Source organism: Pseudanabaena minima str. Chao 2107 (assembly GCF_051131155.1).
Lineage (GTDB): Bacteria > Cyanobacteriota > Cyanobacteriia > Pseudanabaenales > Pseudanabaenaceae > Pseudanabaena > Pseudanabaena minima.
Genome location: NZ_CP159508.1, coordinates 4,842,230 through 4,865,133 on the forward strand (window position 1 = coordinate 4,842,230; position 22,904 = coordinate 4,865,133).

A 22,904-nucleotide genomic window follows, 5' to 3' on the forward strand; every position below is an offset into this window, starting at 1 on the left:
AATCTCAACTTTTAGCTTTTATATAAATTTAATTAGCCATGAAAAAACCTTCGATTTTGGTTGTTGACGATGAACCTGATAATTTTGATGTGATTGAAACGCTGTTAAGTACCAGCGAAGACTTTGAACAGGAAACCCAAACCTATAATTTGCATTATGCTGCTAATGGTAAAGATGCGATCGCATCCCTAGAAATATTTCAACCCGATTTAATATTGCTAGATGTGATGATGCCTGATATTGATGGCATTGAAGTCTGTCGGCGCATTAAAGCCATGCCTAAATGGAGCGCAGTACCAATTATTGTGGTTACGGCGCTAACAACCAAAAAAGACCTTGCTCAGTGTTTGTTTGCGGGGGCTGATGACTTTATCAGTAAACCTGTCAATCGCTTGGAGCTAACCGCAAGAGTGCGATCGATGATTCGCATTCACCAGCAATATCAACAATTAGCAAATTTTAATACTCAATTAGAGGCGATGGTGCAAAATCGTACCGCCCAATTGCAAAATATGCTGTTGGAGGATGCACTCACGAAGTTGCCGAGTCGCACATTCTTAGTTCAAGAACTAAAAGAGAGATTAAAAGCGGGAGACTCATCTCTGGCTCTAGTTTATATCGACTGTGATCAGTTTAAGCTGGTGAACGGTTCCTTTGGTCATGCGGTTGGTAATCAGTTGCTGATGGCGATCGCCCAACGTTTACAGAGACATCTGCGCCCCCGAGACTTATTAGCAAGAATGGGTGGCGATGAATTTTGTTTTTTACTGCATGGAATTGAAGAAGAGCAATCCCTTGAGCCATTTCTGCAAGAAATTCTCCAAAGTTTTGCTCAACCCTTCGCAGTGGCAAACTGTGAAATCTTTATCACTGTCTGTATGGGAATTGCGCTGGGCAAATATAGCGATCATAAACCTGAAGAACTGTTACAAGACGCAGATACGGCAATGTATCAAGCCAAATTACGCGGTAAAGATAGTCATCAAATCTTTGATCGTCAAATGCATCTTGCCATGTATAATCGTCTGATTTTAGAGAACGATCTTCAACGAGCGTTAGAACAACAGGAGTTTATTCTTTTTTATCAACCAATCATCAAGTTACAGACTCAAAAACTAGTAGGATTTGAAGCCTTAGTAAGATGGCGACATCCTGAACGGGGGATGGTTTCACCAGCAGAATTTATTCCTTCTATGGAGATGACGGGCTTAATCGTACCTGTGGGGATGTTGGTATTTAAGCAAGCTTGTGAGCAACTTTATGCATGGCAACAGCAAGGCTGGACAGAACTAACCATGAGTGTCAATCTTTCAGTGCGTCAGTTTTCTTGCACGACGCTACTCGCTGATATTGATCACATCATTGCAGAAACCCAAGTTAATCCCGCCAATATCAAATTAGAAATTACCGAAAGTGCGATTATGGACAATGCTGAATCGGCGATCGCCATCACTAAAGAATTGAGATCGCGTCAAATTCAAATTAGCATTGATGATTTTGGAACGGGGTATTCTTCTCTTGGCTATCTCCATCGTTTCCCTGTCGATAACCTCAAAATTGATCGCTCCTTTGTGAGCCAAATTCAAACTGAAAATCGCAACTATCATGTCGTTGATACGATCATTGCTCTGAGTAATCAGCTTGGCTTAGCCGTGATTGCGGAAGGAATTGAGACTAAGGAGCAGCTTGAATGGTTACAAAAAGTTGGCTGTCAGTATGGACAGGGCTACTTATTTAACAGACCTTTACCTGCCTCAGAAGTTGAGAAAATTTATTTACAATCCTAAAAAGAAGGGCGTGCTTTGCACGCCCTTCTTTTTAGGAACTAGCTAAGCAAATGCTTAGCGCGATCGCAAATTGCCTCAGCATTCATGCCATTAAAATCAAACAATTGACCTGCTGAAGCCGTGGTTTCACCGCGCTTCCATGAGAAAATATCGCGCTTGCTATTGCTGCGGAGCATCACTGGTTCGAGCAGTGCCGATGCACCACCAACGACACCAACTAAAGCATCACCACCAAAGAAAGCCTCAAAATCAGCATCACTAAGAAACTTGCCATCTGGCTCAGAGCAAGTATCCCAAGCTACATCAGTTGCCCGATAAAGGCGACGAGGGCTGATTACTGAGACAATTTTGGAGCCGATTCCTTGTTCCGCCAGCTTTTGGGCAGCTTCGTAAACAGGAAGTAGCATCATGTCACCAATCACCGCAAAGACAACCTTCTTATCACCTGCAATTTCTTGCAAAGTGATCGCGCCATCTTCTAGAGCCTGTCTCGTTTGATCAAAGGTAGTACGGATTGGCAAAGGTGATTTACTTGCTGTAATCACCACACCCTTATTCACTGCCTTCAAAGCCCAGTCATAGCAAACCTGAATGCTATTAGCATCAAGAGGAAACAGTGGGAACACATTGCCATTTCGCATCATCGCCGCAAAATAACCTTCGATTTCAGGACGTTGGTGTGTCCAGCCATTACGTCCTTGCTCTAAGGCTCCTGCGGTAAACAGACATACTGTTGCAGGCGTGGGACGACGCAACTCAGCCATCGCTTGAGTGACGGTTTGCCAAATGGGAAGTCCATTAATCGCAAAGGATTCATAGGAACACCAGAGAGTGCGGCTACCCATTAATGCCAAGCCTACTGCCAAACCTGCACAGGCATCTTCGCTCAGAGGTTCGTAAACCTGTCCACCAGGTTCTTGATTATAGAGAGCGTCAGTGGTGGGGTGATTGATTTTCAGAGCTTGGTTAATATTGGCAATTCCTGAAGCTTCGTTCCCATCAGCATTGGTGACGATATAACGCTTATCAGTTTGTCCAACATAGCCGACTAAACGTCCCATAGCGGTTGTGGAGATCTTGGCTTCGCCAGCCGCATATTCTTCGAGAGGTAAAGTTCCCAAATCTGTTAATTCTAGAACTGATTCTGTAACCGCAGTTTTAGAAGAAGAACCACCACCAGCCCATTCTAAATTGGTGCGAACGGTTTGCCATGCTTCAGGATTGAGCGCACGGGATTTTAAACCAGCAACCACATCGGGATTGTCAAGGGTGTGGTGAGCATAGAGATTATGGGATTTTGCGCCGCGTGCATGAACTCCTGCGCCTTTAAGTTGCTTGATGATAAATACAGTCAGCTTACCCCCAAAGGCAAGTTTCGCCGCTTTATCCACACCAACTAGAACTGCTTCTGTAAAGGCAAGACGTTGCTTCAAAGAGAAGGCTGTACTATCAACATAAGCTCCTTCCTGATGCTGATCGTCAAAGTCCTTGGCATCAACCAAAATTACTTCATCAAAGCCATTCCCTTTCCAAAAAGCAATCATTTCGGCATTGGTCTTGGTCGAAACCATGCTGTGATGTTCTTGGCTAAACCCATTCCAAACGAGAATCGGAATAAAATTGGTGACTTCAGGATAGGCGGTATGGAAATGGGCGATCGAGCTAATTGGATAAGGCTCACCCATCCCGCCATCGCCCATCGTTACTGGGAAAAGCTTATCGCGGTGTAACAGCGCCGCTGCCATCGCAAAATGTTGTCCCTGTCCAAGGGGACCAGCAGGCGCTAAAATTCCGGGGATATATCCTGACAAGTGACCGAGCAAGCCATGCTTTTCACGATATCTTTCGCGCATTTGGCTTACAGTGCTGATGCCCATATCCTCAAGGGAGCGATCCAGAAACATGGCACTGTAATATCCGGGGGCATGATGTCCAACTTCTGTAGGCATATTCTTATGACCAATCATATAGAAGGCAGCTACTGCTTCAGCACTACTAGCAAATCCGCCTGGGTGACCTGATGCTTTGCTCGCTGTGACTTGTAAGGTGAGATAGCGTAAAGCATCAGCCGCTAGTAAGGTTTGAAATACCGCAGCACGATCGCTTGGATCAGTAACACCAGATTTGTCAGGGCTAAGAACTGGTATCCGTCCTAGCTCATCGAACCCCTCCAACGGTTCGCCAAAGTACTGAATGCCTTCACAAAAATCGGGAGTGGCTACGTTCGTGGTTTTAGGGGTGGCGACCATAGATTTTTTTGACCTTGAGTTTATCCAAACTAGAGATTTAACTATGCAATGAATAGAGATTAAAAATATTTAAATTTTCTCTAATAGCTATTTTACAGTAATTCCCGATCAAACTAACCACAAAGAAATTTTTGAAAGCGTTGCGAAGCAACGCTTTCAAAAATTTCTTTGGTTTGGGCTTGTGTGCCAAGCGATGCGCAGTATATGTTGGAAAATCAAAACAAGTTGAAGAAGGGATTGCACCTATTTCAATCTAGTCTAATCACGATCTAACACGATCTAAATAGAAGTTCCATTTACAGCAATTTCAACAAAAAGATTAATGGCAACGCGAAGCGTTGCCATTAATCTTTTGAAACCACTAAAAAAGCACCTTACCCAAAATCTAGATAAGATGCTTTGACATTTTTCTGGAGAAACTTTAAAGGTTGTAGGCTGCGGTTGCTAAAACTAAAATGGCGATTGTACTCACAAAAAACTTAAAGGAAAAAACTAGGAGATCAAAAATAGTCATGGCTTTAAAATACTTAGAGTGTAGAGAGAGCATTTGCTAAAACTAAAACAGCGATCGAACCAGCGTAAAACTTAAAAATAAATCCGCCAAAATGAAATACTGACATCGCTTTGCTCCTCACTTCCTTAACTCTTGATGTAATTAGTATCAGGTTTTTCTCTAAGCTATGACGTGATGTAAGCCTTGATAGTTTCGTAATTGTAATCACTAAACATGTGTGATCGCGATCGCTGTAGCAATATAAAACCCAAAAGATGAGTGGCGGCGCTTCGCGCCGCCACTCATCTTTTGGTACTAAAACGAGCTATATCTTTCCTCAGCAAAAGGTTCGCCTCGATGGTGATAGCCATTGCGTTCCCAGAAACCGAGTTGCATTTTATCGAGAAACTCAAGTCCATTCAGCCATTTTGCACTTTTCCACGCATAGAGATGGGGGACTACTAGCCGCAGAGGGCCACCATTGTCAATCGGTAACGGTTGATCAAAGAGTGTATGCGCGAAGAAATTCTCTTCTCGGACAAAATCTTCCATCGCAATATTTGTCGTATAGCCACCGTAGCAATGTTCCATTACATGTACAGCTTGAGGATCGACTTCAATATATTTGAGAAAGTCTGTAACTTTGACTCCTTTCCATTTCACATCCAACTTTGACCATGTGGTGACACAGTGAAAATCGGCTGTAAATTCTGTTTGTGGCATAGCCATGAAGTCATCCCATGTGAAGGTTTTCTCAGTGGCGAATCCCCATACTCTTAGTTGCCAATCTTGAGTAGCAATCTTTGGGGTGTTCCCATAAGTCATAATTGGGAAACCATTAGTCAGCCTCTGTCCTCTAGGAACACGGTCTGGATTTGGCGATCGCGATTTAAACAAACTTCCAAACATAGAAAATTATTCATCAAAATCAACTTTAAATATTATCGCTGTTTTCAGAAAGTAAGTAGATACGCATAAATTACTTAGAAAGGTGTACTGACTGTGTAGCAGTCAGTACACCTTTCTAGTTTTTGGCATACCCTACTTATAAAAATGCTAATCTTAAGCAAAGTTCTGTTTGGTTTACGAGCATGTCTTTGACAGGGTTACCAAATATTTTGCACGACATTCAGTCGCGCACTAGCTGGCAGCAACGCTGTCAATATTTGCTGATTGTTGAAAAATGGGCGGATATTGTCGGTGAGTCGGTAGCCAAACAAACTTGCCCAATTGGGGTATATCAAAAAGCGTTACAAGTGGCTGTGTCTAGTTCCGTTTGGTCTCAGGCTCTGACCTTTGAAAGAGTAAGGATTTTGGCGAAAGTAAATGCTCTATTTGCAGGTTCTGGTAATTTAGCGATCGCCGATATTCATTTTTCAACTGCAAAATGGGCTACCCAACAGCAAACCTTAAAAGAGCGCAAAGTTGTCACTGAAGACCATCCTAGCTATTTACCACCAGCGATCGCCAATGAGTCATCCTCTCGCCAACTCAAGCCAAATCTTAAAATTAAATTAGAACCCCCTAAAGCCCCTGAAACTGCCAGTGAAGCATTTCAGCGTTGGCAAAATGTGATGAAGTTAAGAACAAATCAAATGCCCAAATGTCCAAGATGCGATCGTCCTGCCTTAACTGGCGAAATATCTCGTTGGCAAATGTGCCGAGTCTGTGCGATCGAGTATTTATTTAAGTAAAGTAGTGAGTTACGCTCACTACTTTACCGTTGTTTCAAGACAAATAAGGGGCTTAAGCGCCTTGTTATATCCTCAATTATTTCTGCAATATGTCAAATCTTGAATCTTTCCACGCTTGCAACCCTAACTTTATTATCTGCTTACAAAAAGAAGAGCATTACTATATAGATTTGGCAACGGCAAGGGGAGAAGATGTGGTGAAGCGAATGCGGAGAGCGATCGCTTTATCTCCTAACAAACCAACCTATCAAGTATTTTCAGGTAGTTTAGGTAGTGGTAAATCAACAGAACTGCTACGTTTAAAATCCGAGCTTGAGCAGCAAGGCTTTGCCGTAATTTATTGTATGGCTGATCAATATCTCCAAATTACTGATGTGGGCTTAACTGAGCTTTGGCTCGTGATTTTGAAGCTGATTTTGCGACAGCTAGAAAGCAAAGGCGATTCATTATCTCTAGCTTATTTACCCAATGCGATCGCCGAAATCGAAAAATTGATGAAAATGCTGCCACCGGTAGGCTCTAATTATGTGCAGCGTTTACAAAAAATTTTGCAAGCACTGCAAGATAGTGAGCAGAATCGCCGACAGTTACATCATCATTTGGAAACACGTCTTCCCAATTTGCTAATCGTGGCGATCGAAGAAGTAACAGGAATTGCCGTTGATCGGCTCAAACAAACTGGAAAAAAAGGGCTAGTATTTTTGGTTGATAACCTTGATCGGCTATCTATAGAGCAGATCGAAAACATTTTTGGCAAAGGTGGTAAATATTTGCGTCAATTTCAGTGTCACACGATCTACTGTTTACCATTGTTAGCGATCCTTCATCCTGATGAGCAGTTTCAGCTAAGATTTCAACAATATTTGAAAGGTAATGTCCCGATTGTTTTGTCAAATTTACAGCTATGCGATCGCGACGGTGTAGTTAATCCTGAAACTCTAAATCTACTACGCCAAGTTGTTTTAGCGAGAATGATGCCAAATATTTCTCCTGATCAGCGATTAGAGCAAATTACTAACTGCTTTGATCATCTGGAAACTCTTGATCTGCTATGTTTAGCAAGTTATGGTCATCTGCCCTATTTACTGTCACTCTTACAAGGTTGTTTGCAATCACAAGATCCACCGATTAATTTAGACACTGTCAACCAAATTTTGGAGAGTGATCGCAACACTCGCCTATCAACAATCAGAGAGCGCGATCGGCTAGCTTTGCAGAAATACCTGACTAACGATCATGTTATCTCTTCGGAATCACTGAATTTGTGTCGCCGCCGCCTACTTTTTGAACATCACGATGATCAGGGATATTGGTTTAGCAGTCCTTTTGCTACTAAAAAATAAAGGGAATTAGCAAAGCTAATTCCCTTTATAGCTAACGTCGATTGTGTTAGGACAAAAGCAAAACCCAAGAAGAGAATGGCGGCGCTTCGCGCCGCCATTCTCTTCTTGGGTTTTATGTCTTCATACACTTGGCGACAGCAATATATTCCTTGTTAAGTAGCTAGACATAAGTAAACTAAAAACCGAGAAGTTTGTTCCGCCCGCGTAGCGGGCGGAACAAACTCTGGTTTTGGGTTTTAATTAAGTTGAGCTACTTACTGCAATGAAAATATTGCTATAGCAATGTAAGTTTTGATTAGGATACAAAACCAAAAAGATGAGTGGCGGCGCGAAGCGCCGCCACTCATCTTTTTGGACTATCTAGGCTGCGACTAGTTGTTCAGCTTGTTGGGTGAGACGTTCAAAGGTTGCCCGCATCTTCAGACCAACGATAATTTGCAATAGACCAGTACCATTGTTAGAGCCTGGATAATCAGGATGCTTGAGCAGTAACTGGGTTAATTCACCATAAAACTTGGTATTGATGCAGCTAAGATGATTTTCGATATAGACCATCTCTTCAAGGCGATCGAATTGTCCATCGATCTCCAAGACGCTTGCGGGTTGACCAAGCCAGCTATCGGGTCCCGAAAATAGCTTAATTCCGGGATAAGAGCAAGTTAGCTTGGTACCGCAGGGAATCCAAGAAATTGTCGAACCTTCATCAAATAGGTAAGCTGGCTCAATTCCTTCAACACCACTGCGTTGAACTAAGCGTACCCGCAATACCTTCCGATCTGTATCATTAGCAATCAGATTTGTGGGTAGGATTTGAATGATCACATCAGCATGGGCTTTTTGAGGATCAATATATGCTTCAAAGTCGGGTCTACGGGACTCGATCGCTTGCATGACATCCGCAAGGGTATGACCACGCTCCGCCATATCTCGTTGAATCTTCCAAGCAATTTTGACTTCATCACTGAGATCGAGGTAAATACTGAAGTCAAGGAGACTACGCACACGCTCGTCATAAATTGGATGTAATCCTTCGATCACAATTACCTTATTTGGCTCAACCAATTCGGGAGGATCGAGCAATCCTGTCTCATGGTTGTAAATCGGTTTCATGATCGATTTGCCTTCCTTGAGGGCTTTGACTTGCTCATACATCAAGTCAAAATTATTCGCACGAGGATCTAGTGCAGTAATTCCAGTTTCTTTCCGTTGTTTGCGATCTAGGCTGTGATAGTCATCCAGACAAATCACGGTCATAAATTCTTCGCCAAACAGATCATTTAATCTGCGTAAAAATGTAGATTTTCCACAGCCAGAGTCTCCTGCAACTCCGATCACAACAACTCGTTTGGGTTTACTGCTCATAATTCTGAACCGATCCTTATAAAATTTGATTAAATTGTATTTATTATTACTTCTTTCCCAAGATCAAATCTACCAAAACAGTGATACCCATATTTGATTTTGATTTAACTTTAATAATTGCTGTTGTTTGTGAATTTAAAGTAAAAATAACGTATATAGAAATCATAAATGGGTTGTAAGAGTGCGTCACTTCGGGGCGTACTCTCACAGCCCTCCAAATCTTCCAACTCATTTAAAATCGCTATAGCTATGAAAGAGATATCTAGGACACAAAATGAAGGCGGCGCAAAGCGCCGCCTTCATTTTGTACTAAGACCTAAAACCAAAGAATTGATTGTCGGCGCTCCGCGCCGACAATCAATTCTTTGGTTTTGATTCGTTCTAGGACAAGTGACTTTAGCTATAAATTATTGTCTTCAGAGTCTTTGAAAAACTTAGCGATCGCCGTTAGAGCTTAGCCGTAAAATAAGGAACCGATTTTTTGTGGCATAGTGAAACCGCACTACTGAAAATTGGTTCCTTATTAAGTTGGAGAATCTTTATGCATGTCATCTCCTCAAAATTTAAATTGTCAAATTCCCGAAAGTTGATTAATTTTGGGAAATACTTTCTAATTTCCTTGTTACTGCTGTTAGGCTTGAATCTTGTCGCCCATGCCAATAATCCTGAAGTTATAATTCAGCCTGAATGGACTGCTAACTTGCAAGCAAGTACTCAACTGATTACGACTGGTGAGCATTTATTTGTAATTGAGAACCCGAAGTATAGTGAAGAGCCAAGAGATTATTCGGCAACTTTATTTGCGATTAATACTGCGTCAGGAAAAGTGCAATGGCAGCAGAAATTACCACCTTATCAGACTCTTGGTAGCCGCCAGTTAATTTTAGAGAATGGAACTATTTATGCTAGTCATGACAATGGTGTTGTGGGATTTGAACCTGAAACTGGTTCTCCTAAAATATCTTTTAAGTATGTAGAAGATATGGGTGGCGGTATTCGCGATCGTTTGATGGGGATACATCAGGGTATCGCTGTATATGGTGATTCTATCCCAATTGATGAGAACTTCTCTAGTAGCGCAGGCTATCAAACAAAAGTATTGGCTATTGATAAAGATAAAATTATTTGGTCATATCAGCTTCCTAAAACTAATGGTTTGATTGGTATTCAGGCAATTAAACCAGAGGTTCAGAATGGAATTCTATTGTTACCTTCCTTTCACGACACAACCGCAGGTCGTATCGAACAATTTACGGTGATGGATGTCGCATCTGGTAAAGTTCTCTGGACTTGGGAAGCACCACAAAATCCTAATGGCTTATGGTCAGCTAATGTTTTTGGAGATACGATCTATACCTCGGTCTTTGGACATACTAAGACGCAGCCATCGGGACGCATCCGCGCGATTGACCTCAAAACTGGTAAAGAGAAATGGTCGTATGTCATTACTGGCAAAGTCAAAGCCGCGAATGAGCGCGAAATCTTGATCTGGGAACCTACACGCAACTCTAGTGGTAATTTTGTAGTTTTAGACAAAGAAACGGGGCGATTCTTACGTAGATTTACAGTGACCCGTGAATATGATAGGGAGCCTACAAATTTAACTTGGGCAGATGGTCGGGTTTATATAGAAGATATGGAAATCAAAAATGTGACCTTGGGCTTCTATGGTTCTGCTGATAACAATAGCTGGATAAGTGCCTTTGACGATAAAACTGGCAAATTAGTATGGCGAACTCCCACTTTGATGAACAGCCATATTTACTATCCACCCATTGTTAATAGGGCATCAGATAAATCTGAGAAGAAACATTTGATTTTTGCTAGCAATTTTTTAAGAAAAGAAGGTAGTAGCAAAGTTCAATCTTTTATCATTCCTTAAAATTCCAAAGAGAGTTGTGGCGCAAAGCGCCATAACTCTCTTCTTACAACAAAGGCATCGCTTAGCGATGCCTTTGTTGTTTAAACCTTGCTGCGGAGAATATCTCGACTGATCGCATTTTGAAAATCTTCTACATGAGACGTGTTTTGTGGTAGCCAAACGTCTCCTGTAGCGATGTCCCTTGGTGGCAAAACATCATAAATAGGCTCTTGCAAAAAGTAAGTGTCCTTAAGCTGTACTAACCACGCTTCCTGTCCTTGGTCTTGTACCCTTGATTGAATGTCAATGAGGCTCGTGGGTGCAATATCCAAATGGCGATCCAGTTCAAAATCTACTGCCAAGTTATTGCGATCGCATGGAAATATCGAAGCGATCGTCGCTAGTCCTTGAATTGCACAAGCAGGGAAAGTCTCAGTATCGAAGCCAAACTCATCCATCAGTTGCCGACAGGTATGGGCTGAGTCGGGATGGTCAGGAAAGCCAAGGGAATGAATCAAGACTCTACTTTCAATAGAAGTTTTGAGAAATTCAGGCGGATTGAAAATAACTAGGGTCGTGTATACCCTCGCTAAATAACAAACAGCCTCTTCAGGGCATAAAGAAATGGCTACGGTTATGGTTGCTCGATCAAGCATGATGCAGAAATGCAAGTACTTTTGATGTTTAAGCTGACAGCATACAACGATTGTTGAGTTTGTGCTTTGCTGCAAATGACTTAATCTTGCACCAAAATCGTTGATTTAGAGCGAAGACTGGCTATTTTGCTTAACCTTAAATTTCAGCAATAAAATCGTTGTACTGACTGACTAATTCCTTGACGGAAAGTTCAAAAAGTTGTTGCCCATGTTCGACAGTTGCTAGGGCAGGATTTGACCCCATCCGTCCATCGGGATAACGTTTGCGAAATTCTTCGTGGCTATAGATACGGCTATCTTTATTGACTGATTCACTAAGTGTCGCCTTTTTGATCGCGTCGGGATAGAGATACATCGTCACTGCAATTTCGCTGGGTGTGGCATGATAGCCTTCCTGGTTGCCATAAAGCTCTTTGACGAGTTTATATATTTCACCACTTGCCCACCAGTTGCCAAGGCGACAGCGCACATCAGGCATCTCGTTATAAATCTCGGTAAAAGCAGTTTTAAGAACGGCGATATTGCCTCCATGCCCATTGAGAAAAAAGAAGCGTTTAAATCCATGTTTGGCAAGCGATCGCACGACATCATGAATTACTAAGGTCAGCGTCGAAGGCTTGAGGCTAATCGTCCCCGCAAATCCTGTGTGATGCTCTGCCATCCCCAGAGTCAGCGTCGAAGTCACTAAAGCATCAGCATTTTCACCAACGGCACGGGCGATCGCTTCGGCACAAATAAAATCCGTGCCAATCAATCCCGTGGGACCATGCTGCTCCGTGGAACCGATGGGAATAATCACCGCCTGCGATCGCTGCAAGTAGGCTTCAACTTCTTGCCATGTGGATAAATGTAGGAGCATAAAATTTATTTAGAAAACTGTTAGAAAACTAGGCAAGGCTTACTTTAAGCTAACAGAGATTTTAGGCGATCGGGTTTGTATTCACTTTGACTTATTCGGAAACGCTTTAGCAACATACTTATGCATATATTAGAAACTATTTAAGAATTACATGACATATGAAATTTCGTTTAAAAGTCTACCAATAGCCCCCTAAGTCCCCCAATTCTGGGGGACTTGAATCTAGTTCCCCCCAGAATTGGGGGGCTAGGGGGGCTAAGATTACAATTCTTAAATGGTTTCTTAAAGTCAAGAGTCTAGCTATCAACAAATATTGAGTTTTTAGTCATGTTTTCAAGCGATCTTAAACCCACACAAATTCTCTCTCCTCAAGAATTAAGCGTTTTAAATGCCAAGTCAAATTTAAAAGGAACCTTGCAATTATTAGGACATTTAGCGGTGATGGCGATTAGCGGCTATCTTTGGGGTGCAAATATGGGAAATCTTAGCGATCGCTGGTTTATTGCTTTACCCGCCTTAGTGCTTTACGGATTTAGCTTTGCGATTATGTTTGCGCCATTGCATGAGGCATCCCATCGCACCGTTTTTACGAATAATCGCGCCAATGATATCCTTTGCTGGTTTGCAGGACTATTATCTTTTTATAACAGCACCTTCTATCGGCTCTATCACAAATGGCATCATCGCTATACCCAGATTCCTGATAAAGATCCCGAATTAAGCGATCGCAAGCCCACCAATCTTAGAGAATATATTATCGAAATTAGCGGCATTACTTGGTGGATTGGCAAGTTTAAGAGGCATTTCCTCACCGCGATCGGCAACTTAGAAAATTGTCCATTTATTCCTGAAAGCTCCCGTGCAGAAGTGATTCGCTCGACCCGTTTACAGCTATTGGTTTATGCCGTAGCGATCGCTATTTCTATCTATTTTCAACAGCCTTGGTTTATCAACTATTGGCTGCTCCCCCTCGCAGTCGGTCAGCCGATTTTAAGATTTTTACTCCTAGCCGAGCATACCGATCGCCCCAATACCGACAATGTGCTCGCTAATACCCGCACCACCCTCACCCTTGCACCTTTAAGATTCCTAATCTGGAACATCTCCTACCATGCCGAACATCATCTCTATGCTTCCATTCCCTTCCATCAATTAGGTGCAGCTCATGCAAAATTAAGTTCCCATTTTGAATGTGTCGAAAATGGTTACTTCAACGTCCATCGCCAAATCATCGCTAATTTTGAAGCGAAGCTTGAGAATTCAGTAGCATGAATACTTTTACAATTAAGAACTTTCAGCTTCAGTGCGGTGCAACTTTGCCACAAGCGCAACTGGTTTACCAGACCTATGGCGAACTAAATGGCGATCGCTCGAATGTGATTCTCTATCCCACCTCCTACGGAGCGCAACACCCCGATATTGAATGGTTAGTGAAACCTGATGGCATTCTCGATCCGACAAAATGGTTTGTAATCATCATCAATATGTTTGGGAATGGGCTATCGAGTTCGCCTAGCAACTGTGCGGAATGTGGCTTAGCTGAGCATGGTTTCTGGTTTACGCATCTCGATAATGTCACGGCTCAAAAGCAATTGCTACGCGAAGTCTTAGGGATTGAACGCTTAGCCCTAGTTTACGGCTGGTCGATGGGCGCTCAGCAAGCCTATCATTGGGGTGCATTGTATGGCGATCGCGTGGAACGGATCGCGGCAATTTGTGGCACTGCAAAAACTACCGATCACAATCGTATCTTCCTAGAGAGTTTGCGCTGTTCCCTCACAGCCGATCCAACTTGGAATGGAACTAGCTTTGATGGCATTCCCGATCGCGGTTTTCGCACCTTTGCCAGAATTTACGCCAGTTGGGCAGCATCCCAAGACTTTTATCGTGAAGGTTTGTATTATCAATTCGGTTACGAATCTCTTGAAGATTATCTCCTGCGTGGTTGGGAATCTGGCTATCGCAAGCGCGATCCGCGAAATTTGATGGCGATGCTTGATACTTGGCTCAGGTGCGATGTCAGCAATAATCCTGTTTATCAAAATGATTATGAACTTGCCATGCGATCAATTCAAGCGAAAACCTTAGTCATGCCAAGTACTACGGATTTGTATTTCACTCCCGAAGATTGCGATCGCGAGGCGGCTCTAATTCCTCATAGTTCATATTTCCCCATTCCCTCGATCTGGGGACATCGTGCGGGCAATCCCTATCAAAATCCTGAAGATGAAAAGTTTATTCGTCAAGCAGTTTGGGAATTGCTAAGTCGCTAAGAATCTATTTGAATAAGCTCTCTTGCATCCATACCCGAAATGCCTTCATCGCTATGCTGCGTCCTTGGCTAAGAGTCATCTCTAAAAACTGTGGTATGACATCACGGATCGGGATAGCTCCAAAAATAGGGCTTAATTCTGATTCGACATAATCGCCATCACGCAAGATATAAATTTTCAATATCTCATCGTATAGCCAGAGTTCAGGTACACCGAGGACGCGATAAACATCAAACTTAGTTTTGGAAGTTACATCCACCTCGATCGCTAGATCAGGTGGAGGATCGATGGTCATGTCTAGTTTGCGAATACCACGCATAGCGACATTGTTTTGAATATAGAAGCAGTCATCGGGTTCTAGTCCTGCAAGTTTATCAACACGCTTGAAAGTCGTGGAGCCAAAACCTTCAAAATCGATCTCCATTGTCTCAAGAAGTGCTTTTATAAAATCTCCAATCAAAACTTTAATTTTTTCGTGTTCAGGTAAGGGCATAACAATTTCTAATACACCGTTTAAATAAGCAATTCTTGATCTGCGCTTGTCGCCAAGGTCTTGGAGAATAGATTCAAATTGTTGCCAGCCGATTTCATGGAGGACTGTGCTTTGTCCCGCTAAGGTTTCAATCTGTGAGATTCGTAATAGGGTGGTCATCTGCGTATCTCCTAACTTTACTCATCCAGCGATCGCTATTTACAGTTTACGCTAGTTATTAGAAAAGATTGGTGTCGGCGCGAAGCGCCGACACCAATTGGTTGTTTTTTGGAAGAGTTTATAATCATTATTAACATCTAACGCGATCGCTAAAAACTATGTCTCAACGTCCTGTAACCATAGATGATATTTTCGAGTTATTTCGTGAAAGTGAACGCCAACGTAAAGAACAGCAACAAGTTGTTCTTCAGTCTTTGGAAAACTATAAGCAAGCTTCTGAAGAAGCTTTACAGAAGTACAAGAGCGCATCCGAGCAAGAAATGGCTGAACTCAAAAAAATTGTTGCACAGACAAATAAGCAAGTCGGCGGGATTACGAGTCGTTGGGGTGAGTTTGTCGAAAATTTAGTTAGACCTGCGGCAGTGCGGATGTTTCGGGAGAAGGGAATTGAAGTGCATTTTACAGCCTTGCGAGTGGAAGCTCAGGATGAAAATGGTTCTATCGAAATTGATGTTCTCGCCGAAAATACTAATGAAGTGGTAGCGATTGAGGTCAAGTCTCATTTAGAAGTTCGCGATGTGAAGCGATTTTTAATTACTTTAGACCGTTTTAAACAGGCTCTGCCTAAGTATCAAAGTTATAAACTCTATGGCGCGATCGCTGGCATTAAGGTGGATGAGCGAGCCGATGAATATGCCACACAGGAAGGGCTATTTCTAATTAAGCCTTCAGGGGATACGGTGGCGATCGCAAATGATCAGGGGTTTGTGGCAAAGACTTGGTAAATAAAGATTTGGTAAATATTGACAAGATTGATACGAGACTGCATTTTAATTTGAGCGATAATCCCGTTTGCTGAGAGATAAACATTGTGATTACGGGATTATGACTAAGGCTCTATCGGAAATTGCTCAAGAAAAAGGGATTCGCTACTTTCTCATTTCCTTCACTGACCTCTTTGGCGTGCAACGGGCTAAATTAGTGCCAACCGCAGCGATCGACTCGATGGAAGCCAATGGCGCAGGATTTGCAGGATTTGCCACATGGCTGGATATGACACCCGCCGATCCTGACCTCTTCGCCATTCCCGATCGCAATAGTCTTTTTCCTTTACCTTGGCAACCCGAAATTGGCTGGATGCCCGCCGACCTCTACATGAATGGCGAACCCGTCAAACAAGCCCCACGTTATGTTCTCAAGCAAGCCCTGAGTCAAGCTGAATCCCTCGGCTATCGTGTCAAAACAGGTGTGGAGTGCGAATATTTTCTACTCTCTGCGGATGGTACGGATATTTCTGATTTAAGCGATCGCGCTAGCAAGCCCTGCTACGACCAACAAGCCCTGATGCGCCGATTCGATATCATTGCGGAAATCTGCGATGCCATGTTAGTGATGGGTTGGGGAGCCTATCAGAACGATCATGAAGATGCAAATGGTCAATTCGAGATGAACTGGACTTATGCTGATGCTTTGGTAACAGCCGATCGCCATGCCTTTTTTAAATATATGGTCAAAGCGATCGCCGAAAAGCACGGCTTCCGCGCCACCTTTATGCCTAAACCATTCCCTCATCTAACGGGCAACGGCTGTCATACCCATCTCTCCATTTGGGATTTAGAGGGAAATACAAATCTCTTTGATGACGCAAAAGGAGAACTCGGTTTATCGAGCCTAGCCTATCAATTTATCGGCGGCGTATTGCATTCCGCAGAATCCGTCTGTGCCTTCACCAATCCCACCGTCAATTCCTACAAGCGGATTAATGCGCCTGTCACTAACTCTGGCGCAACATGGTCACCTAATACGATCAGCTACACAGGCAACAACCGCACCCACATGATCCGCATTCCCGAAGCAGGTCGCTTTGAGTTCCGTCTCGCCGATGGAGCCGCTAATCCCTATCTTCTCCCTGCGGCGCTGATCGCCAGTGGTCTTGATGGCATCAAACACCAACGCGAAGCTGGTCAACGCTATGACAATAATTCCTACACCGATCCGCTTCCCTTCGGTACGGTGAAACAGTTGCCAGCGAATCTCTTAGATGCACTGCGATGTTTGCAAGCAAATACGATTTTGCCCGATGCGTTAGGTTCAGAGTTTGTGCAATCCTACATCAAGTTAAAACAACGTGAATGGAATGATTACAGTACTCGCATTAGTCCTTGGGAATTGGAACATACTTTAGATTGTTGAAACAGGCAAAAAGACATGATGAATTGTAAACTCACGATCTGGTAGATGGTGCAAGGTTTCTCTGATCAAATTTTCTGGCAATCTAGATGACGGATTTAATCCTTTTGAGGGTTTCATTTGTAAGTCCTTGTAGTGATCTTTGATTTGTTTATTAACGGCTGTAATAGCACCATCAATCTTTCCATTCATCACATACCCAATCATGCCACCTTGCTTTAAACCTATTGCATATTGTGGCTCCGAACCAACAAATCTAGTCATCCCATTCATCACGTACTCTCTTGCAAGGGAGTTGGTACGACCATTCTTATCAACTACATTTAGTCGCTTACACTCAAAAGCAAAGTAAACCTCACTTCGATAACCATGTGTGAGTCGCAGATCAATGCGACCGATTTCGCTTTCTCTATTGATATCATCGACAATAGCTTCTCGATCAATCCTGATAGGTAACATTTTCAGATCTTTGTATTGCTCAAGATGAGAGCGAAAACGTTTGGTAATTGGTACTTCATGGGTTTCACCACAATTAGTTCTAAACACATCCCAAACTTCTAACACCATGTTTAGAATATCTGGAATCAAATCATCAGGAAAAAAGTTTGACCACAAATCGGCACTACCAATAATCGCCATTAATCACCCCCTGTAATCGTTAGTGAGGATAGCTGCCGCAATTTCGTCAGCATCATTAAGAGCGGTTGTTTTACTCCAAAATCGATAGGCTAATGGTTTGAGGATATATAATTTATCTCTATCAAAGACCTTGAGATTACGGTAATACGCAATACTACCTTCATGCCTTGGCAGGAGATTCAAAATTCTGCTAATGACTGTATCTAACTCAGGGCTGGATGTATGCTCGTCAAGAGGAGATACATTCTGAGAGATTACTTTTTGTAAAACTATAACTGCCATTTTAGAATTAGAAGCAAAGATTATTTTTCCTGATACTTGATAGCTACCTCGTCTAGACCATCTATTTAGAAGATCGCATAAAAGATTGAGATATTCTAAACGCTCTAGCTTAGTACTATCTTTTAAAGTAGGAATATTTGGACTACCCCGATTTGGTGTAGAGCTAGGAATCCAACAATTTACTGTGTCATTGATCAAGACTTGTTCAAGTTCATCAATCTGATAATAGCGATATACATATACAAGTAAGTCTCGTTTAGCTTGCTCAATTATCTCATTTCTATCCAGAATATTAGTCTCTAGCCGCTTCTTTAATTGCTTCAGTTTAGAGCTAACCTCTCGAATAATTGATTCTGATTCGACATCGGACTGTGTATCTTCTGGAAAGGGAAATGGGAACCGTAAAAGCTCACTCTCGTGAGTTGTATCTCTTTCAGTACCCCAATTTGCAGAAGTATGGAATAGGAAATAGCTGGCTAAATCTGAGTTCAAAGTAGCAGCAAGAAATGTAAGCAAATTAGCGTCTTGTATGTCTCCATGTATTCCTTGAACAGCATGACGAAAAATAACATCAAAGCCTGAATAAGCAACTCTCAAACCTTGTGTCACTAGAACGTGAGGTGCTTTAAAAATTTGATTGTCAGGTAATCTTCGCAAACGTTTAAATCGCTCGCCGACCATACTACAGTCTGACTCTAACACTAGGAGATCGATATCTTTACTTTTCCCTTCTAGGAATAGTTGCTTGGGATTCCAAGATGGTAATTTGCTCCTTTGAGGGTCGTCATTAACGCCCTCTGGTTGGAACCCCTGACCAATAATCCATCGCTTAGTCCTTTTATTTGGCTTAACCGTAAGCTGATCGACTGCATCACCAAGTCGAGGTAAAGCACTTAATCGATCTAAAAACTTTTGATCTCTTGGCGTTCCCCAAAAATACTGTTTCCAATCAAGTGCAGCTTCACCACTACTAAGATCGTAAAGCACTCGCTCTAATTTAATTTGCACACGATCTTCTGGTGCGATGCTAATAATTTCTGCACTTAGGGTTTCTCGTTCGGTTTTAGGAACCAGATAATCAATAAAGCCTTTCGATTTATTGGGTAACTCTTTCGTATAACTGACAACTAACGCTGGTCGAATTGCTCCATCAAAGAGATAAAAACTCATATCCGATAAATTGAGAACTTGTTCGACAGTGTGATTAGATAGCCAATGATATTGAGCCTCTAACGCTTTAGTTTGGTGATTGAGCAAAATTGATGAAGGAAGTAGGAAACATACAAGACCGTTATCTTTAATATGTCGTGGAGCTTTCCATATAAAACCATAGGCTAATTGTTTCTGAGCCATTGGTAAACTCTCTTGTTTACACCAACACTCCACTAAAGTCTCTTCTTTAGAACCTCTTGCCCAAGGAGGATTCCCTACAACTAAATCAAAATCATTGGGTAGTACAAGTGCATCATCAAAGAAATCTTGACAAAGAATATTATGCCCTACTAAATTCGGCAACACATTACCCTGTTCTTGTAATTCTTGAATTGCCCTTGGCTCTATCTGATCGAGAAAAGCTAGATACAAACTGAAGGCAGCAATTCGACAAGCCGTTTCTGTAGGATCGGCATCAACCCCAAAAAGTTGATTTTGGAGAATATTACTCAATGAATCAGCACGGTATTTATTGCTAGCATCTCGATTATTTCTCAGCCATTCTTCAGCTAGTCGGTTGAATAAAGACACCAAAAAGATTCCTGAACCGCAAGCAGGGTCGAGAAATTTTTTGTTTGAGAGAGATGTAAATTTCTCTAAGGCTACATCAAGAACTACTTCAGCTAGAAATCTCGGTGTATAGTATGTTCCACTTTCTCGCTTTTGTTTAGGTGATTCTACTTCTAGAAACTGTTCGTAAATCCCGCTAATAGTTTCAATTGGAATAACACTAAAGTCATAAGCCCAAAAACCAAGTGAAAGCTGACCATTGCTGAGATCATCTCCTCTCAACAACTTTACTAGTATTTCTATATGATCATTTTGCACATATTGCTGTTCTCTAATTAAGTCTCCTTCAAATAGATCGCCGTTAAAATCCTGCTTTAATTGTTCAAATAAGCTATAAAGTAATTCTCTAGATTTTTTTGGTGAAAACTTTTCTAATAGTTGACGTAAGCTTGTAACATCAGTAGCTCCTATCTTATGAAAGTACCTTGAATCAATAATCTTTCGATCAGTTAAATAGGAAACAAAAATTACTCTCCATAGCAAAGCATGGATGATTTTGAGATCAAGGACTACATCCTTTACTGGCTCAAGCAATTTTGATCTCGCTGCCTTGAGATTTTTAAGTAGGTAGCGATCAACTCGTAACTCAGGATTAAAAGATTCTGGTTTCTTATGGAACAATTCACCAAATTCTAGAGATCGCGCAAACTGCCTTAACTCCAGAGCATCTGCGGCTCGGCTCAATACTTCAACTAATCGGTGATCATCATTTATGTCTTCATTTTCCTTAGCTGGAAGTACTAGACTTGAGTATATGTGAAATTCATTGGGGCTAACTACTAATAGAAATGGAGCAATTCCCTGATTCCAAAGTCTACGGTGTAACTTCCTAGTCTGCTGTGGATCAATACTAGAGACTTCCTTAATGTAGATGTATGGTGATTTATCCTGATATAGAATTCCATCCAGTTCTAAATCTTGCCAAGCTCTCCGCATGACATGAATTTGAGATATACCAATCTGTGCAGCCTCAAGTTCCTCAAAGCTCCTAAAAAATTCAGGCACTTGTTTATCAGCCAAGTTAAGCTGCTCTATCCAGCTTTGGCTGACGGTTACATTCATTCCTTTAAATCTCCTTCAAACACAGACTTTCTAAAACAAGTTCTTATCTATATGTAGATGTAAATCCAGACTATTATAAGCGAATAATGATATTTCTAGGCTAGTTAGTTAAATCATATTAAGCTAATTTAGAAGATAATCGTGTTTGTGTTGACTGAATATTGCCTATAAAGTGTTGATAAAACGCCATTTGAAAATAACGATCGCAAGAAATGGGTGGCTTAAGTATTGAATAGTTGATACATTGAGTGTAAACCCTTGTATTGCAAACTATAAACTCCCCGATGGACAAATTTCTAGATGAGAATATGGGCGATCGCGCAACCTATGAACTGATGGCAAAAGCGATCGCCTTTATTCGTCAGAACCATCGACAACAGCCAGACCTTGCCGCGATCGCGCAACATGTACATCTGAGCGAATATCATTTTCAGCGCTTGTTTACCAAATGGGCAGGGATTAGCCCCAAAAGATTTTTGCAATATCTGACGGTGGAATATGCTAAGTCCAAAATTGCGGAAACAAAGAACTTATTGGAATTGACGGGAGATGTCGGTTTATCTAGTTCAGGGCGATTGCATGACCTATTTGTGAACCTCGAAGCGATGTCACCGCAAGAATTTAAAACTGGTGGTGCGGGGTTACAGATTTGCTATGGCATCCATAAAACCATGTTTGGTGATTGCCTGATTGCCACAACCGAACGAGGTATTTGTAATTTGTTTTTTCTGGATGGAATGGATGATCAAGCTGCCGATTTAATGCTGCGAGAGGAATGGTCAAGCGCTAAGATTATTTGCGATCGCCAAATTACACAACCAATTTGCGATCGCTTATTTAGCCATCTTCCTAATCTGAATACCACGAAGCAACCACCCCTCACGCTCTATGTCAAAGGCACTAATTTCCAAATTCAAGTCTGGCGGGCGCTCCTGCGGATACCCTTTGGCAGCATTACGACTTATCAGGGCTTAGGGCGATCGCTTGGTCGTCCCAATGCTGCTAGAGCGATCGGGAATGCTGTTGGTAGTAATCCCATCAGTTACATCATCCCCTGTCATCGTGTCATTCGCGAATCAGGTGAGTTAGGTGGCTATCGTTGGGGATTGGAACGGAAAAACGCCATATTAGGCTGGGAGGCTAGCCAGTCTGATTATGCGGACTGAGGATATTTTGAGCTTAGACTTAATACGTTGTCAATTTCAAAGATCTCACTGCCTCATTAAAAACAGGCAAATAAAAATCTTGATCTTCTGTCTTCATAATTGCAACTATTCCACATACAGAAGCTGCTAATTGTATAGTTACTTGATATTGAGTTACTTCTATTTTAGTTTCTGCATCAATCATCTTAAAAATATCAATTCGAGCAGCATGATCGTCAATATTTTCTATTAGTTGCTCTAATATTTCTAGAGTTTGTGAAAAGCTGGACTGTGCTTGTTCCGCTAACAAAACCTCTGATAATTCCTGATAATTATTCTGATGGTATTCAGCTTCAGGAATTTCAATGATTTTAACGGTTATGCAAGGTGAGTAAGGCTCTCCAAGAGATTGATAATATATATCCGTAGCGTGATTTGGATCTTCGCTACTTTCTTGATGCCATCCAATTGGTAAAGTAATGGAAACACCAGTTCTTTTGCTAGAAAATCGTAATTTAGGTTTGGCATTGTTCTCAATATTTATAGGCATAAATGTTTTTAATAACTTGGTTTTC

The 22,904-nt window shown here is 41.9% G+C and carries 18 protein-coding genes; 9 read left to right on the forward strand and 9 right to left on the reverse strand.

Annotated elements, in window-relative coordinates; translation table 11 throughout:
• Positions 1 to 38 precede the first annotated feature (38 nt).
• Entirely contained in the window at positions 39 to 1,787 is a 1,749-nt protein-coding gene (locus tag ABM313_RS21865) for a two-component system response regulator (RefSeq protein WP_434685234.1), read from the forward strand.
• A 38-nt stretch (positions 1,788 to 1,825) separates the two neighbouring features.
• Here the strand turns inward: ABM313_RS21865 and ABM313_RS21870 are convergent, their stop codons facing one another.
• Positions 1,826 to 4,036, reverse strand: coding sequence for a phosphoketolase (locus ABM313_RS21870; protein ID WP_434685235.1), 2,211 nt, complete (start codon positions 4,034 to 4,036; stop codon positions 1,826 to 1,828).
• A gap of 808 nt (positions 4,037 to 4,844) precedes the next feature.
• Complete coding sequence (locus tag ABM313_RS21875; protein ID WP_434685236.1) at positions 4,845 to 5,438, reverse strand: sulfite oxidase-like oxidoreductase; 594 nt, start codon at positions 5,436 to 5,438, stop codon at positions 4,845 to 4,847.
• A gap of 122 nt (positions 5,439 to 5,560) precedes the next feature.
• Between ABM313_RS21875 and ABM313_RS21880 the strand changes: the two genes are divergently transcribed.
• Together ABM313_RS21880 and ABM313_RS21885 are read left to right on the forward strand one after the other, a co-directional pair.
• Positions 5,561 to 6,223 (forward strand): DciA family protein, encoded by a 663-nt coding sequence (locus ABM313_RS21880; protein ID WP_434685237.1) that lies wholly within the window; start codon positions 5,561 to 5,563, stop codon positions 6,221 to 6,223.
• A gap of 89 nt (positions 6,224 to 6,312) precedes the next feature.
• Complete coding sequence (locus tag ABM313_RS21885; protein WP_434685238.1) at positions 6,313 to 7,566, forward strand: hypothetical protein; 1,254 nt, start codon at positions 6,313 to 6,315, stop codon at positions 7,564 to 7,566.
• A gap of 360 nt (positions 7,567 to 7,926) precedes the next feature.
• Here ABM313_RS21885 and ABM313_RS21890 read toward each other — a convergent pair whose 3' ends face one another.
• A complete protein-coding gene (locus ABM313_RS21890; RefSeq protein WP_434685239.1) occupies positions 7,927 to 8,928 on the reverse strand; it encodes a phosphoribulokinase in 1,002 nt (333 codons plus the stop codon).
• A 568-nt stretch (positions 8,929 to 9,496) separates the two neighbouring features.
• Between ABM313_RS21890 and ABM313_RS21895 the strand changes: the two genes are divergently transcribed.
• Positions 9,497 to 10,810 (forward strand): PQQ-binding-like beta-propeller repeat protein, encoded by a 1,314-nt coding sequence (locus ABM313_RS21895; protein ID WP_434685240.1) that lies wholly within the window; start codon positions 9,497 to 9,499, stop codon positions 10,808 to 10,810.
• 80 nt (positions 10,811 to 10,890) lie between these two features.
• On the opposite strand, the gene ABM313_RS21900 is transcribed toward ABM313_RS21895, so the two are convergent.
• Positions 10,891 to 11,445, reverse strand: a complete 555-nt coding sequence (locus ABM313_RS21900) for a hypothetical protein (protein ID WP_434685241.1) — start codon at positions 11,443 to 11,445, stop codon at positions 10,891 to 10,893.
• Positions 11,446 to 11,581: 136 nt separating this feature from the next.
• On the reverse strand, positions 11,582 to 12,304 hold the full coding sequence (locus ABM313_RS21905; protein WP_434685242.1) for a creatininase family protein: 723 nt from the start codon (positions 12,302 to 12,304) through the stop codon (positions 11,582 to 11,584).
• Positions 12,305 to 12,631: 327 nt separating this feature from the next.
• Between ABM313_RS21905 and ABM313_RS21910 the strand changes: the two genes are divergently transcribed.
• Both ABM313_RS21910 and ABM313_RS21915 read left to right on the forward strand, forming a co-directional pair.
• Positions 12,632 to 13,576 (forward strand): fatty acid desaturase family protein, encoded by a 945-nt coding sequence (locus ABM313_RS21910; RefSeq protein WP_434685243.1) that lies wholly within the window; start codon positions 12,632 to 12,634, stop codon positions 13,574 to 13,576.
• Complete coding sequence (locus ABM313_RS21915) at positions 13,573 to 14,577, forward strand: alpha/beta fold hydrolase (protein WP_434685244.1); 1,005 nt, start codon at positions 13,573 to 13,575, stop codon at positions 14,575 to 14,577. The genes ABM313_RS21910 and ABM313_RS21915 overlap by 4 nt, the downstream gene beginning before the upstream one ends.
• Positions 14,578 to 14,581: 4 nt before the next feature.
• Here ABM313_RS21915 and ABM313_RS21920 read toward each other — a convergent pair whose 3' ends face one another.
• Positions 14,582 to 15,229 (reverse strand): Uma2 family endonuclease, encoded by a 648-nt coding sequence (locus tag ABM313_RS21920; RefSeq protein ID WP_434685245.1) that lies wholly within the window; start codon positions 15,227 to 15,229, stop codon positions 14,582 to 14,584.
• 158 nt (positions 15,230 to 15,387) lie between these two features.
• Between ABM313_RS21920 and ABM313_RS21925 the strand changes: the two genes are divergently transcribed.
• Together ABM313_RS21925 and glnT are read left to right on the forward strand one after the other, a co-directional pair.
• A complete protein-coding gene (locus tag ABM313_RS21925; protein WP_434685246.1) occupies positions 15,388 to 16,014 on the forward strand; it encodes a DUF3782 domain-containing protein in 627 nt (208 codons plus the stop codon).
• A gap of 100 nt (positions 16,015 to 16,114) precedes the next feature.
• Complete coding sequence (glnT, locus tag ABM313_RS21930; protein WP_434685247.1) at positions 16,115 to 17,422, forward strand: type III glutamate--ammonia ligase; 1,308 nt, start codon at positions 16,115 to 16,117, stop codon at positions 17,420 to 17,422.
• On the opposite strand, the gene ABM313_RS21935 is transcribed toward glnT, so the two are convergent.
• Both ABM313_RS21935 and ABM313_RS21940 read right to left on the reverse strand, forming a co-directional pair.
• Complete coding sequence (locus ABM313_RS21935; RefSeq protein ID WP_434685248.1) at positions 17,411 to 18,058, reverse strand: hypothetical protein; 648 nt, start codon at positions 18,056 to 18,058, stop codon at positions 17,411 to 17,413. The two genes, glnT and ABM313_RS21935, sit on opposite strands and share 12 nt — an antisense overlap.
• A 3-nt stretch (positions 18,059 to 18,061) precedes the next feature.
• Positions 18,062 to 21,184: an HsdM family class I SAM-dependent methyltransferase gene (locus ABM313_RS21940; protein WP_434685249.1), complete on the reverse strand. Its 3,123-nt coding sequence runs from the start codon at positions 21,182 to 21,184 to the stop codon at positions 18,062 to 18,064.
• Positions 21,185 to 21,468: 284 nt separating this feature from the next.
• Between ABM313_RS21940 and ABM313_RS21945 the strand changes: the two genes are divergently transcribed.
• Positions 21,469 to 22,350, forward strand: a complete 882-nt coding sequence (locus tag ABM313_RS21945; RefSeq protein ID WP_434685250.1) for a methylated-DNA--[protein]-cysteine S-methyltransferase — start codon at positions 21,469 to 21,471, stop codon at positions 22,348 to 22,350.
• Between the two features lie 19 nt (positions 22,351 to 22,369).
• Here ABM313_RS21945 and ABM313_RS21950 read toward each other — a convergent pair whose 3' ends face one another.
• Complete coding sequence (locus ABM313_RS21950; protein WP_434685251.1) at positions 22,370 to 22,879, reverse strand: hypothetical protein; 510 nt, start codon at positions 22,877 to 22,879, stop codon at positions 22,370 to 22,372.
• Positions 22,880 to 22,904 lie beyond the last annotated feature (25 nt).